Origin of the sequence: Glaesserella sp. (genome assembly GCF_041814905.1) — a bacterium.
In the GTDB taxonomy this organism is placed as follows: Bacteria; Pseudomonadota; Gammaproteobacteria; order Enterobacterales; family Pasteurellaceae; genus Glaesserella.
The window spans coordinates 82,592-97,305 of sequence record NZ_JBGXYA010000036.1 but is presented as its reverse complement, the minus strand read 5'-3'; the positions used below and the strand labels follow the sequence as shown (position 1 = coordinate 97,305).

The following is a 14,714-nucleotide window of genomic DNA, read 5'->3' as shown; positions in this document are numbered from 1 at the left end:
TTAACTCTCCCGACAATTCAACCAAGGCATACGTCTTCCTTGATGATTTTTGTAGTAAGTCGAGCCGTGTTCGCGGGCGATTAAATCAACATAAGTCCCTTGAATCGGATGATATGAACGATAAACCACCTCAAAACGTGAACGGCGTGCATTGAGCGGTTTATTTTCGATATGATCAAACGGCTGTGCTTTATCTCCGTCTAATTGAAAATAAAAACCGAAATTTTCTGTCATGCGACTTTCCCTTGAAAGCGGAAAATAGGCGGATAAATAAGAGTCTGCACCGGTTTCTGCGTTACGGCAATGGTAATAATAACGTTTGAAATTCGTCGAATTATACAATTCAGCTTGGCTGATATTGTCCTTTAAGTAACCGGTTTTCGGTGGTGGGGGAGGGGTACAAGCGAATAATCCGGCGAGGGTTGACGTGAATAAAATCCATTTAAGTGTGTTCATAGCTAAAATATCCGAGAAAATGAGAGACTACCTATTAGCGAACTATGATAACTTAAATTGTGCAGAGTGCAAGGGAACGGGGAAGTTGCTCCTAATTTTGCAAAATATCGGCGAGATCAGACCGCTTGTAATCTGATTGTCGAATAGAAAAGGCGATTTTCCGATGGAGATCGCAAAAGTGAAACCTGTACGTAAGCCCTAAAACAAACTCTGCTGTCCACTCAAAAATTCAGGCGTCTCTTTTACTTTAAATCCATAGTTCGCCAAATAGCCTTTCAGACTTTCGATATTGTAGAACGAATGGCTATTGGTGGTGTTTTGAAAGTAGAGATAAAGCTGATCAAACTCCGCTTTTCGCTGATTTAACAATGTTGCCAGTTGTTGTAATTCGGTTTGGCTATAACGATAATTGTGGCGTTCTTGTGCCGATTGGGCTTTCCACCAATGGGGATTGCGACCGTGCAATCGCAGGTAAGCGGTGCGTTGGTTCGCATAAAACTGAAAGGCAGGCAAACCGATATTCTGCGGATAATCCACGTTACACCAAATCAAATTTTCCTTGCCGTGAAAATAGTCCAGCACCGATTGCGTATGCCAACTGGCGTGGCGAAACTCAATGGCAAGGGGATAATCACTGAACCACGACACCAGCTCCGCCAAATAGTAACGATTGGCGTGCTGACGCTCAAAACTGGTCGGAAATTGCACAAATAAATTGGCTAAACAATGACTATCACGCAGAGGTTGCAATGCATCTAAAAACATCCTAGCTTGTTCGGCGGTAGCGGTGCGTTTGTGGCTAAAATCTTGATGAAGTTTCACCGAAAATGTTAACCGCCCTTCCGCCTTTTCTAACATACCTTGCACCGCCTTATAGCCAATCGGAGCGTGAAAGGTGCTGTTGATCTCAACGGTGTCGTAATGCTGACTATAAATCGACAAAAAATCCGATTTGTCCGTCCCAAACGGATAGAGCGTACCGACTAAATCCGTATCGCTATAACCACCTGTGCCGATGTAGATGTGGGGTGTGTGCATTTTTAATATCTTGTTTTTAGTTTGCAAAATGTTGAGTAAATGTAACCGCTAGTGAGGGGATTGTCGAATGGAAATGTAAGTTCTACATAGTTGGAAGTTTATTTCCATTTCAACCTTATTTTAAAACAATTGGAAGTTGATTTCCAATTTAAGGATTTTTCTCCAAAATTGGAAACACACTTCCATTTCGTAGGGGCGGGGTTTATCCCCGCCCGTATCTATTGATAAAAACGATCTAAATGCCATTGTAATGGATTATTTTCAATATATTCCCAAATTCTCAAAAAATCTTCATCATTCCGAATAATATGCTCATAAAAACTGCGTTGCCATAATGGTTCATAAATCTGGTTATTCATCATCTCTCGATATTTTTTAGCCGTAATCCCTTTCAATTTCCGAACCAAATTTGAAAGTAAAACATCGTCTTGATTAAACCAAATGAAATGTATGTGATTTGGCATAATAGCATAGTGAGAAAATTCACTTTTGGGATAATCTTTTAATAAAGCGTTTAAGGTTTCATCTATCATCATACCAATTTCATTTAAGTGCATTTTTTCATTAGCAATATCTCCAAAAAGACAATTCCTATTTTTGGTACAGATTGTGACGAAATAGCAGCCATATTGAGAATAATCATAATGTGGTAGTCGCATATTATTACGGCGTTTGGGGAAATTATTTTTCATATTTTCTGTATGTGGGATATTTTCGGGCGGGGATAAACCCCGCCCCTACGAAAGAAATTAACATTTTAGAGCATACGATATTTGATCATTAGACGTCGAATGAAAATGATGAATTTTTCGAGCAAGATCACAAAAAATGGAAGTGTGTTTCCAATTTAAGGATTTTCTCCAAAATTGGAAACACGCTTCCATTTCGTAGGGGCGGGGTTTATCCCCGCCCGTTTTATCATCGCTATTTCAAGTTTATTCTGTTAAATTTTCTTTTGAATCTTTAGGAATCATTGCTGGTAATGTAAATGTATAACGTAAAAATAATTGAGTAAATAAACGAAGCTCTTTCAATTCATCTAAAGAGAACTCATTATAAGTATGCGAAGCATCTGCACTTAAAATACGAATATGTAATGCGAAATTTTTTAGATCTTTTGTAAGTTTTCCATCATTAAAAAGTTTTTCAATTCGTTTATCTAATCTAGCTCGGTTATCATTTTCTGCTAATTCACATAATGCTCGCTCTAACGTGGTTCGATATGCATTACCTGCTACTTTAACAAAGTTTGGTTTAGCATTTATTTGCATATATAAATCTTCAGCTGTCTTGAGCTCATCAATGACACTATCAGGTAGATTTTCGGGAATTTCAGCTTTTAGTTGATTATTAGGATAGAATTCTATATGTCCATTATATGCTTCTCGTAAATTATAATAGGTATCACTAGTTAATTTAGTTCTAAATTGATCAATTATTGAACTATAATAAGAATAAGCATTTTTATCATCAAGTTTAATATCCGAAATGATGCTACCATCACAAATATTACAAGTTGCTAAGATAGAGAATATTGAGACATCGCTGTATTTTTTATTTTCGTGATAAGTTTTTACTTCAAATCCACTTTTTTCAGTTCCACAATGTGGGCAAGTATATCTAAAAGTAATCATTAGAAAACTCCTGTTATTAAAAATGATTTTTCGGGCGGGGGTAAACCCCGCCCCTACGAAAATTTCTTAAAATTGTTGTTTGTGTAACTGCTACATAATATCGTCTTTTTCACTGTTTTTATTTAGTTATAAGTTTCTTTGTAAAATTTTTAATAAATGTAACCGCTTGTTGTGGTTTTGTCGAATAGAAATGAGGAATTTTCGATGGAGATAGCGAAATATATAAATGTGAGAATGGATTACAAGCGGTCTAATTTGCTCAATATTTTACAAATTATTAAAACCTACCGCTGGCGCGAGCGAGACGCTTGCGCCAGCGAGGCAGATAAAAATACTATTTTCTAATCCAAGAATAACCATTGGTTAATCCACTTTTCGTTACTTTAAATTCAAGTCTATCTTCCTCCAATACAGCTTTTAATAACCAACCGACATCCTTTGCTGATTGTTCAAATGCTTCATCATTATTTTTGCCGGCTCTCTTATTCTTATTCCATACACACTCCAATGGAGTTCCAGTCCAATCTGTATTATCTTTTCCGAATAAATCTCGAACAGCAAAGACATCTTCTCCGTGAGTATTTAGCCAGCAGTACACAGCTCCTCTAATAAATATTTTTGCTTCGCGCTTTTCTTTTACTTCTAAATCATGAACATCATGTATGGTTTTATTATTAATAAGCATATTTGCTCCTATGGTTAAATCAAAAAATGCGATCAGAACTTTGCAAATTCCTCACAAAATCCGACCGCTTGTAGTTACAAGGTGCATTTGAAAACGCACCCTACGATCACTTCATCACCACACCCAACCACTTCACCATTTCTCTCTCATTCCACCCCTTGCGTTTCGCATAATCGATCGCTTGATCTTCGTCAATACGTCCAAGGGTGAAATAATTACTCGCTGGGTGAGTGAAGTACCAACCACAGACAGATGCTGCCGGCCACATTGCGTAGCTTTCGGTGAGTTTCATTCCGATGCGTTGTTCCACTTCCAGCAAATCCCAGATGATCTGTTTTTCCGTGTGTTCTGGGCAACTTGGGTAGCCTGGGGCTGGGCGGATGCCGATGTATTCTTCACGGATTAGGCGGTCGTTGTCTAAGGTTTCGTTAGTGTAGCCCCACACTTTTGTACGGAGTTCAAAGTGCAAGTATTCCGCCATTGCTTCGGCTAAACGGTCGCCGACTGCTTGGAGTAGGATTGCGTTGTAGTCGTCCCCTGCGGCTTTGTAGCCTTCCACTAAGTCGTGTTCTTCAATCCCTGCACAAACGGCGAACATACCGAACCAGTCCTGTTTGCCGCTGGCACGGCTTGCGATAAAGTCGCTCAAACACAGGTTGTACGGGCTTTTGCTGTTTCTGCCACGTTCGCTTTGTTGGCGGAGGTTATAGGCTTTGCCTGCCACTAAAGTGCGGTCGGAATTTTGATAGATTTCAATATCATCGCCCACGCTGTTGGCAGGGAAAATGCCCATAATGCTGCTTGGGTTGAGCTTGTGATTTTGCTCTAATTCGTCCAACACTTTTTGCGCATCGTTCCACACTCGGCGAGCTTCTTCGCCGCCTTCAGGGTAGTCGAAGGCATCAGGATAACCGCCCATTAAGCCCCATAAGCGGAAGAACGGCGACCAGTCGATAAATTTCCGCAAAGTCGCAATCGGCACGTTTTTATATTCCACAATGCCTGTTTGTTTCGGCGTTGGCACTTGATAATCCGCCCATTCGCCACTGAACGCATCAAAGGCATTTTTGCGAGCCTCTTCAATCGGCAACTGCTTGCGTGGAGCTTTTTTGTTGGCAAAGGCGTCTTGAATTTTCTCGTATTCTTTCTTCGTTCGGTCCCACAATTCCGCTTTAGTTTCAGGGTTCATCAACGCCGCACAAACCGTTACTGCACGAGAGGCGTTTGTGGTGTAAATCACTTCGTGCTTATATTTTGGATAAAGTTTAATCGCTGTATGCTCTTTGGAGGTAGTCGCACCGCCGATTAATACCGGAATATTCAAGTTCAAGCGGTTCATTTCGCCTAAGAAATATTCCATTTCGTCAAGGGACGGCGTGATCAGACCGCTTAAGCCGATGATGTCCGCTTTTTCGTCAATCGCCGTTTGAATGATTTTGTCCGCAGGCACCATTACGCCCAAGTCGATCACTTCAAAGTTATTACATTGCAACACCACGCTCACGATATTTTTACCGATGTCGTGCACATCGCCTTTCACGGTGGCAATCACCACTTTACCGCTGGAGGAGCCTTTCTGCTTGGTAGCATTGATAAACGGCTCTAAATAGGCGACCGACTGTTTCATCACACGAGCGGATTTCACCACTTGCGGCAGGAACATTTTACCGTCCCCGAACAAATCGCCCACCACGTCCATACCGTCCATTAGCGGCCCTTCGATCACTTCGAGCGGTGTCGGGAATTTTTGACGTGCTTCTTCGGTATCTTCAATAATATAGTTGGTGATCCCTTTCACAAGGGCGTGTTTCAGGCGTTCTTCCACCGCCCAAGTACGCCATTCGGCAACGCCACTGTCTTCACTGTTACTAGCGGTCACATTTCGGTATTTTTCTGCAATATCTAACAGGCGATCGGTCGCATCAGGACGGCGATTTAACACCGCATCTTCAATCACATCACGCAGTTCAGGATCGAGATCGTCATAAATCGCCAGTTGCCCGGCGTTCACAATCCCCATATCCATTCCTTGCTTGATGGCGTGGTAAAGGAACACGGCGTGAATGGCTTCACGCATCACGTTGTTACCACGGAACGAGAAGGACACATTCGACACACCGCCCGAAATTTTGGCGTGCGGCAGGCTACGTTTAATGCGACCTGTGGCGTTGATAAAGTCCACGCCGTAGTTATTGTGTTCTTCAATCCCCGTACCGATGGCAAAAATGTTCGGGTCGAAAATAATATCTTCAGGCGGAAAACCCACTTGGTTCACGAGAATATCGTAAGCTCGGGTACAGATTTCCACCTTGCGTTCTTCGGTGTCCGCTTGTCCCACTTCGTCAAACGCCATCACGACCACCGCCGCACCATAACGGCGAACCAGTTTCGCTTGGTGGATAAATTTTTCTTCGCCTTCTTTAAGCGAAATGGAGTTCACGATCCCCTTGCCTTGCACTGATTGCAAACCGGCTTCAATCACTTCCCATTTAGACGAGTCAATCATCACCGGCACTTTCGCCGCATCAGGCTCAGTCGCCATAATGTTAAGGAAACGGGTCATACATTTTTGCGAGTCGAGTAACGCTTCGTCCATATTCACGTCAATCACTTGCGCACCGTTTTCCACCTGATCGATGGCGATCTCAATGGCCTCGCTGAATTTTTCTTCTTTAATCAAACGCTTAAACTTCGCCGAACCTGTTACGTTATTGCGTTCGCCCACGTTCACAAACAGGCTTTCATCATCAATGTTCAACGGCTCAAGCCCCGACAAACGCATCGCGGTTTTGATTTCAGGCAAGGCACGAGGTTTAATGCCAGTCACTACGTTCGCAAAGGCTTTGATATGTTCAGGTGTAGTACCGCAACAACCACCCACGATATTTAAGAAACCGCTTTCCGCCCACTCTTTGATGTGAGCCGCCATCTCTTTCGCCCCCAAATCGTAGCCACCAAAGGCATTCGGCAAGCCGGCATTCGGGTGAACGGACACATAGGTTTCACAGATTTTCGACATCACTTCCACATAAGGACGCAACTCTTTCGGGCCTAAGGCACAGTTCAAACCAAAGCTGAGCGGTTTTGCGTGGCGGAGCGAGTTGTAAAAGGCTTCGGTGGTTTGCCCCGAAAGGGTACGTCCGGAGGCATCGGTAATGGTTCCCGAAATCATAATCGGCAATTCCACGCCCAGTTCTTCAAACACTTGGTCAATAGCAAAAGCGGCAGCTTTGGCATTCAAGGTATCGAAGATGGTTTCGATCATAATGATGTCCGAACCACCTTCAATTAAGCCGCGAGTTGCCTCCGCATAGGCATCGACTAATTCCATAAAAGTAATGTTACGAAAACCGGGATCGTTCACATTTGGTGAAATCGAGGCAGTACGATTGGTTGGACCAAGAATACCCGCTACAAAACGCGGTTTTTCAGGCGTGCTGTATTTATCCGCCGCGATCCGAGCCAGCTTCGCCCCGGCAAAATTCAGTTCATAAGCGATAGACGCCAACTCGTAATCCGCTTGCGCAATGGTGGTGGAACTGAAGGTGTTGGTTTCAATAATATCCGCCCCGGCTTCAAGGTATTTCTCGTGAATAGACGAAATCACTAAAGGTTGGGTCAGGGTAAGCAGATCGTTGTTGCCACGCAGATCTACACTAGAATGTTTAAAACGCTCGCCACGGAAATCCGCTTCGGTCAGTTTAAATTGTTGGATCATCGTCCCCATCGCGCCGTCTAAAATTAAGATACGTTGGGCTAGGGCGGTTTTTAATTGAATGGTTTTAGTGTGTTGCATAGGAAATCCTGTTTTAAAAAATCGTATATAACTTACCTGAAACAAGGGTTTATCTCAACTTTTATCTAGAGGTTACGAATATGCTGAAATTTGCAAAATTTGACCGATATCATACCGCTTGATCTGAATTGAGAATATTCTATGATGAGTCTATTTGTTGGGATACGCTCGCGTGTTCCGCTGTCTGTATTCAATGTGCTAAAGGAGACATAACATGCTCAATCTCGCCCCTGAAATTAAATTGGTCAAATACAACCAACTGGAAGTATTGGAAATCGAACATCCGAAAGTGAAAGCGAAAATCGCCTTGCAAGGCGCACATCTTTTTAGCTGGCAGCCTGATCATGCTGCGCATGATGTGCTTTGGTTAAGTGACGTAGAGCCTTTCACGACAGGTAATGCAATTCGTGGCGGCGTGCCGATTTGCTATCCGTGGTTCGGCGGGATAAAACAGCCGGCGCACGGTTATGCGCGTAACAGCGTATGGGATTTGCTTTCACATCAGGTTGAGCAGGATAAAGTCGTTTTGGATTTTGGCTTAAAACAAGAAGCTAAAATCACAATGGAATTGGGTGAAACTTGCCATATTACGTTTACACATTTAACAAATGAACAAGCTCAGCTTGCGCTACATAGTTACTTTAATATTGGTGACATTACGCGGGTTGAAGTGCAAAATTTACCGACCGACTGTTTCGATACCTTGACAAAAACTCGACAAGCGGTGCCTTCGCCTCGAAAAATTGCAGAAAATGTGGATTGTATCTATTCTGCCGAAAATCATCCGACTCACTTTATTGACGATGAAGTTTTCCAACGCCGAATCAAAATTGAACATATTAATGCCAGCGATGTGGTATTGTGGAATCCTTGGCATAAAGCGACGAGCGGAATGAGTGAAGTCGGTTATAAGACCATGGTTTGTGTAGAAACGGCTAGAATTAACCGACTATTACAACAAAATGAACAAGTGAGTGTGAAGATTAGCGTGAAATAATCGGATTTATGCTATGATTTGCCCCGTAATTCGCCTAACGGGGCATTTTTATTTTGGATTTTTTTATGACTATACTTAAAAACGATCGTTATTTAAGAGCGCTTTTGCGTGAACCTGTGGATATGACTCCTGTTTGGATGATGCGTCAAGCAGGACGTTATTTGCCGGAATATAAGGCAACCCGTGCCGAAGCAGGAGATTTTATGTCGCTCTGTCGCAATGCGGATTTGGCTTGCGAAGTCACTCTTCAACCTTTACGCCGTTATGCGTTAGATGCGGCAATTCTATTTTCAGATATCTTAACTATTCCTGATTCAATGGGTTTAGGCTTGAGTTTTGGTGCAGGCGAAGGCCCGAAATTTGCTCGTCCGATTGAACGCAAAGCCGATGTGGATAACTTGCCGCTCCCTGATCCTGAACAAGAGTTGCAATATGTGATGAATGCGGTGCGTACCATTCGCCGAGAATTAAAAGGCGAAGTGCCACTGATTGGCTTTTCAGGTAGCCCTTGGACGTTAGCGACTTATATGGTCGAGGGCGGAAGTAGTAAAGCCTTTACCAAAATCAAAAAAATGATGTACGCTGAGCCAGCTCTGCTACACGCTTTATTAGATAAATTGGCGGATAGCGTTATTCTTTATCTAAACGCTCAAATTAAAGCAGGGGCACAAGCGGTCATGGTGTTCGATACTTGGGGCGGTGTGTTGGCTCACCGTGATTATCAAGCCTTTTCGTTACGCTATATGCACAAAATCGTGGACGGTTTAATCCGTGAAAACGAGGGCAGAAAAGTGCCTGTCACCTTGTTCACCAAAGGCAGTGGCTTGTGGTTAGAAGCGATAGCAGAGACAGGCTGTGATGCAGTTGGCTTAGATTGGACCGTCGACATTGCCGAGGCACGTCGCCGTGTAGGGCATAAAGTCGCCTTGCAAGGCAATATGGATCCGAGCGTGCTCTACGCCAGCCCCGAACGTATTGAGCATGAAGTGCAAGCGATTTTAGCCGGCTTTGGTTACGGTTCGGGACACGTGTTCAATCTTGGTCACGGTATTCATCAAGATGTACCGGTTGAAAGTCCGAAAGTGTTTGTTGATGCGATTCACGCGTTTTCGAAGCTGTATCATCAATAATGTTTAAATCTAGTGACTCTCTTCCGTTTATGGGAGAGACAGCACAATAGCGTAGGCTGTTTTGAGCAGAGAGAGGACGACAAGCGGTTAGATTTCTCTAAAAATTTGCAAAATTCTCTCCCACCGCAAATTCTCCGAATTTGTTCTACCCAATACTCGCTACGCTCGTTTTGGCGGGCTGTCGGTAAAGCCGACGTTCAAATGCAAAGCATTTGTCCCGCAAGCGGAAGAGGAAAAATATAAAAGGAGCCCAAATGCGAAACCCGATTCATAAACGCCTCGAACGTTTTGAAAGTTGGCAACATCTTACTTTTATGGCTTGTCTGTGTGAGCGTATGTATCCTAACTACAAATTATTCTGTGAAGTCACAAAAACAGAAGAAAATGCAAAAATTTTCCAAAATATTTTGAACCTTGTATGGGAATTGTTGACTGTAAAAGGAGTGAAGATTAATTTTGAAAATCAGTTGGAAAAATTAGAAGAAATTATTCCGAATGTGAATGAGTTCGACTTTTACGGTGTTTTCCCGGCTGAAGATGCTTGCGAAGCATTATCTGAAATATTACATAGCATTATTGCCGGTTCGAGTTTGGAACAGGCAATTAAAATAAGTCAACTTTCCCTTGCGACGGTTTCTACTTATTTAGATACACAACAAGATCGTATTTTGGGCGAGCAGGAATTGAAAAATTCGCCTGAAATTCAGGATGAATTAGACACTCAATGGCAAATATATCGTTTACTAAATGAGTGTGAAGACCGTAATATTGAGCTGATATTAGGTCTTAAGAATGAGATTAGAGAGAGCGGGATAAGCAATATCGGGTTAAATATTAATCAATAAGTGTGATTTATGTAACAAAAATTACATTATTCTCTTTGAGAATGTTCAACTTTGAATTAAGCTAGCACCGCATTTAAGCAAATTTATTTTTTTGGGCAATATTGTCAACTTATAAAAAATCTTAGAGGATAAAACCTATGAACAAAACTGAGTTAATCGATGCAATCGCAAGTAGCGCGGAATTAAGCAAAAAAGATGCTAAAGCAGCACTAGAAGCAACTTTGAACGCTATTTCTGACAGTCTTAAAAAAGGAGATTCTGTACAACTTATCGGTTTCGGTACTTTTAAAGTGAACCACCGTAAAGCGCGCACAGGTCGTAACCCAAAAACTAACGAAGCAATCGAAATCCCAGCAGCTAATGTTCCGGCATTCGTCGCAGGCAAAGCATTAAAAGACTTAGTAAAATAATTCTTTTCAAATCGAATGTATGATAAAAGCCTAGAGAGTCTCTAGGCTTTTTTGTCTTTGTATAGACATAAATTGGGGAGGATATACTGAGCAGCCCCAATGAAAACGATTTTGTGATAGAATATTTCCAATTTTAACAAACTCAATACACACTCAATGAAACCATCAATTATCACCAAATTAGAAAGCTTGAGCGAACGCCACGAAGAACTACAAGCCTTACTCGGCGATGCATCCGTGATTAGCGATCAAGATAAATTCCGTGCCTATTCCAAAGAATATGCGCAGTTAGAAGAAGTCGTTGCGACTTTTAACCGCTGGACAAAACTCAATAACGATATCGATGAAGCACAAATTTTATTAGACGATCCGGATATGAAGGAGATGGCTGCGGAAGAAATTGCCGAAAATAAAGCGGAGATCGAGCAGCTAGAGCAACAGCTACAAATTTTATTGCTACCAAAAGATCCGAATGACGAGTATAACGCATTTTTAGAGATCCGCGCGGGAACGGGCGGTGACGAAGCGGGGATTTTTGCTGGTGATTTATACCGTATGTACAGCCGTTATTGCGAGAGTAAGCGTTGGAGAATTGAAGAAATGAGCGCCAATGAGAGCGAGCAGGGCGGATATAAAGAAATCATCGTGAAAATCAGTGGCGAAGGCGTTTATGGACAGCTCAAATTTGAATCGGGCGGACACCGAGTGCAGCGTGTACCGAAAACCGAATCGCAAGGTCGTATTCATACCTCAGCTTGTACCGTGGCGGTGATGCCGGAGTTACCGGAATCGGAATTGCCGGAAATCAATCCGTCAGATTTACGTATCGATACCTATCGTTCGTCGGGTGCGGGCGGTCAGCACGTTAACACGACCGACTCTGCGGTGCGTATTACTCATTTGCCGACCGGCATTGTGGTAGAGTGTCAGGACGAACGTTCGCAGCATAAAAACAAAGCGAAAGCGATGGCAGTACTCGCCTCACGCATCGTACAAGTCGAGCAGGAGCGCCAAGCGGCAGAGCAAGCGGATACCCGACGTAATCTGTTGGGTTCGGGGGATCGTTCCGATAAAATCCGCACCTATAACTATCCGCAAGGGCGTGTGACCGATCACCGTATTAACCTAACGGTTTACCGTTTAGATGAAGTGATGAACGGCAAAATTGACGAATTAATTCAGCCGATTATTACTGAATATCAGGCGGATCAATTAGCCGCATTATCTGATCAGTCATAATTGACAAGCGGTTGTTTTTTTGCAAAATTTTGCAAAAAAGTGACCGCTTGTTTTATTATTTTCGGCGCAACGAATTTAAATCACATTTAACTGATTTTGTTTGTCGTCATAAATCACCTTCCAAATCCCGCAAATATTGATATTATAGTTTTGGCAAATTTTTTTAATGTGGCGTATTTTTTCAATAAGTTAAAATTATTGGAAAATACATTTATATTTTTGAGGAGAGCAAATATGAAAAAATTTACGGTAGTTGCAGCGGCAGCGCTTTTATCTGCATGTCAATTTTCCGGTTTTGGCAAAGTGACCAGTAATAATTTTGTGGGAAATTGGGAATGCCGCATGGACGGCGGTAATATTTCAACCACTAACCAAATCAACTTGGATAAAGACGGTAAAGCGAAGTATCTCGGACGTATCATGCTTCCGCGGGAAAATCCGTTGTTCCAATACGATGTACAGCGTACCGGAACTTGGGCTTATGCGGAAAATATCTTAACGTATCAGTTCAGTAAGAGTACCGTTACGCCAAAACATAGTGACGAAATTCAAAAAGCACTCAAAACCGATAAAGAGTTGAAAACGATGGAAAAAGAGTATTACCAAGCGATCAATTCACAAATGACGAAACCGGAACAAAAATCGGTGAATTTAACCGTGAGTAACGTAACGTCGGATTCTTTTGCGGTGGAACAGAAGCTTAACCAAACAACCCGTACCGGGATTTGTACCAGACCGGTTAAAAAATAACGATGAATTATACCCAGTGGCTTTGTGACGCAGTAACAAAATTAGCGAAAAATCAGGCACAAGATCCCTATTTAAATCCGAAAGCGGATGCCAACTTATTATTACAAGCGGTCACAAAACGCTCGAAATCTGCAATTTTTGCATTTTCGGAAACGGAATTGAATGAGGCAGAACGGGCGAAGCTCTCTCAACTATTGGCTCGCCGGTTAAAAGGCGAGCCAATGGCGTATATTTTGGGCGAAAAAGAATTTTGGTCTTTGTCGCTTTCCGTATCGAATGCGACCTTGATCCCGCGTCCGGATACGGAACGTTTGGTTGAAATCGCGTTGATGGAAGCGAACAAGCGGTCGGGAAACGGCAAAATTTTGCAAATTTTGGATTTAGGTACCGGCACCGGGGCGATAGCCCTTGCATTAGCCAGTGAATTAAAAAAACGCACTGAAATTATCGGTGTGGATAAACAGCTTGACGCGGTGAATCTTGCGGAGCAGAATCGACAGAAATTGGTGCTGGATAATGTACAATTTCTGTATAGTGATTGGTTTAGCGCATTAGATAATCAACGTTTTGATCTGATTGTCAGCAACCCTCCTTATATTGATGCGGAAGATGAAAATCTTCATCAAGGCGATGTGCGATTTGAACCGCTTTCCGCTTTGGTTGCCAAAGATAAAGGGATGGCGGATTTACAACAAATTATTGAACAAGCGCCGTACTATTTAAAACAAAACGGTGTATTAATGTTGGAACACGGTTGGCAACAAGCCGAACAAGTCAGAATATTATTTAAACAAAATCAATGGCATAATCCTCAAACCGCCCAAGATTACGGCGGTAATGACAGAGTGACGTGGGCAATATGGACGACGTAATAAATCCTTTTGAATTATCAAAAAAAGAGCGAATTGAATTACAGCGCTTTCTTTATAAAGAGCTAATTCGTTTAACTTTAATCGTTAAACCGGAACTTTCCGAGCCTCAAATTTACGGGATGATTTCCGCCTTGGTGAAGCGTGCGCGTTATCAGGTTAACGGTGAGACGGATGCTGAGCGAATTGAGCAGTTGTTACACTTTTTCTATCGCGATGAGAGTTTTCATTGTCATCATGCAGAGTATTTTTATACCCAAAATCTGTTATTAGACAGCGTGTTGCGTACTCATCGCGGTATGCCGGTTTCATTAGGCGCAATCTTATTGCATTTGGCGTCAGTATTGGATTTACCGCTTTATCCGGTGAATTTCCCGACTCAATTTGTCGTACGAGCTGATTTTATTAATGAACAGGGCAGAAAAGAGACGCGCTTTATTAATCCGTGGGATGGTGATTATCTAACCTTCGAGAAACTGGAAAAATGGCTGGAAGGCGAAATGGGCTACGGCGCCGAACTCGATCGCGATAGCTTGAAAGTCGCTGATTTTACAGAATTGCTGGAACGTTTGGAAACCGTATTTAAAATGGCACTTACCCGTGAAGGCAAATATGAAGAGGCGTTGCGCCTGATTGAATATCGCTTATCCCAAGACCCGCAAGATCCTTATGAAATCCGTGACCGCGGGATGATCTTAGCGAGTATGGATTGCTATCAGGCGGCTTACGAAGACTTAAGTTATTTTATCGATCAATGTCCTGACGACCCATCGGCAATGATGTTAAAGCTTGAAATCGCCGGACTGGAAAAACAGTCTAAGGCGAGTGTTTTACATTAAATAGTATATTTTTTTCCCCCCGTAAG

14 protein-coding genes are annotated in these 14,714 nt (G+C 42.5%); 8 read left to right on the top strand and 6 right to left on the bottom strand.

The features are described from left to right. The 6 genes from ACEYJ7_RS05855 to metH all read right to left on the bottom strand — a co-directional run bounded on the left by ACEYJ7_RS05855 (position 1) and on the right by metH (position 7,609). Positions 1–456, bottom strand: coding sequence for a hypothetical protein (locus ACEYJ7_RS05855; RefSeq protein WP_373778147.1), 456 nt, complete (start codon positions 454–456; stop codon positions 1–3). Between the two features lie 198 nt (positions 457–654). Then, positions 655–1,494, bottom strand: a complete 840-nt coding sequence (locus ACEYJ7_RS05850) for a DUF72 domain-containing protein (RefSeq protein WP_373778146.1) — start codon at positions 1,492–1,494, stop codon at positions 655–657. Positions 1,495–1,712: 218 nt separating this feature from the next. Continuing rightward, on the bottom strand, positions 1,713–2,186 hold the full coding sequence (locus ACEYJ7_RS05845; protein WP_373778145.1) for a transposase: 474 nt from the start codon (positions 2,184–2,186) through the stop codon (positions 1,713–1,715). A 243-nt stretch (positions 2,187–2,429) separates the two neighbouring features. Continuing rightward, complete coding sequence (locus ACEYJ7_RS05840; protein WP_373778144.1) at positions 2,430–3,128, bottom strand: DUF4145 domain-containing protein; 699 nt, start codon at positions 3,126–3,128, stop codon at positions 2,430–2,432. 334 nt (positions 3,129–3,462) lie between these two features. After that, positions 3,463–3,813, bottom strand: a complete 351-nt coding sequence (locus tag ACEYJ7_RS05835) for a hypothetical protein (protein WP_373778143.1) — start codon at positions 3,811–3,813, stop codon at positions 3,463–3,465. Positions 3,814–3,919: 106 nt separating this feature from the next. Next, positions 3,920–7,609: a methionine synthase gene (metH, locus tag ACEYJ7_RS05830; RefSeq protein ID WP_373778142.1), complete on the bottom strand. Its 3,690-nt coding sequence runs from the start codon at positions 7,607–7,609 to the stop codon at positions 3,920–3,922. A 214-nt stretch (positions 7,610–7,823) separates the two neighbouring features. Here metH and ACEYJ7_RS05825 point away from each other — a divergent pair, with 214 nt between their 5' ends. The 8 genes from ACEYJ7_RS05825 to ACEYJ7_RS05790 all read left to right on the top strand — a co-directional run bounded on the left by ACEYJ7_RS05825 (position 7,824) and on the right by ACEYJ7_RS05790 (position 14,688). Continuing rightward, entirely contained in the window at positions 7,824–8,606 is a 783-nt protein-coding gene (locus ACEYJ7_RS05825) for a D-hexose-6-phosphate mutarotase (protein ID WP_373778141.1), read from the top strand. 65 nt (positions 8,607–8,671) lie between these two features. Next, positions 8,672–9,736, top strand: coding sequence for a uroporphyrinogen decarboxylase (hemE, locus tag ACEYJ7_RS05820; protein ID WP_373778140.1), 1,065 nt, complete (start codon positions 8,672–8,674; stop codon positions 9,734–9,736). 254 nt (positions 9,737–9,990) lie between these two features. Continuing rightward, positions 9,991–10,581: a YjaG family protein gene (locus ACEYJ7_RS05815; protein WP_373778139.1), complete on the top strand. Its 591-nt coding sequence runs from the start codon at positions 9,991–9,993 to the stop codon at positions 10,579–10,581. Positions 10,582–10,718: 137 nt separating this feature from the next. Further along, a complete protein-coding gene (locus tag ACEYJ7_RS05810; protein ID WP_373767622.1) occupies positions 10,719–10,991 on the top strand; it encodes an HU family DNA-binding protein in 273 nt (90 codons plus the stop codon). A gap of 156 nt (positions 10,992–11,147) precedes the next feature. Continuing rightward, positions 11,148–12,230 carry a peptide chain release factor 1 gene (prfA, locus tag ACEYJ7_RS05805; RefSeq protein WP_373778138.1) on the top strand — a complete coding sequence of 361 codons (1,083 nt, stop codon included), beginning with the start codon at positions 11,148–11,150 and terminating at the stop codon, positions 12,228–12,230. A gap of 234 nt (positions 12,231–12,464) precedes the next feature. Then, complete coding sequence (locus ACEYJ7_RS05800) at positions 12,465–12,980, top strand: hypothetical protein (protein ID WP_373778137.1); 516 nt, start codon at positions 12,465–12,467, stop codon at positions 12,978–12,980. 2 nt (positions 12,981–12,982) lie between these two features. Then, positions 12,983–13,852, top strand: coding sequence for a peptide chain release factor N(5)-glutamine methyltransferase (prmC, locus tag ACEYJ7_RS05795; RefSeq protein WP_373778136.1), 870 nt, complete (start codon positions 12,983–12,985; stop codon positions 13,850–13,852). Then, positions 13,840–14,688: a SirB1 family protein gene (locus tag ACEYJ7_RS05790; protein ID WP_373778135.1), complete on the top strand. Its 849-nt coding sequence runs from the start codon at positions 13,840–13,842 to the stop codon at positions 14,686–14,688. The genes prmC and ACEYJ7_RS05790 overlap by 13 nt, the downstream gene beginning before the upstream one ends. Positions 14,689–14,714: the final 26 nt, after the last annotated feature.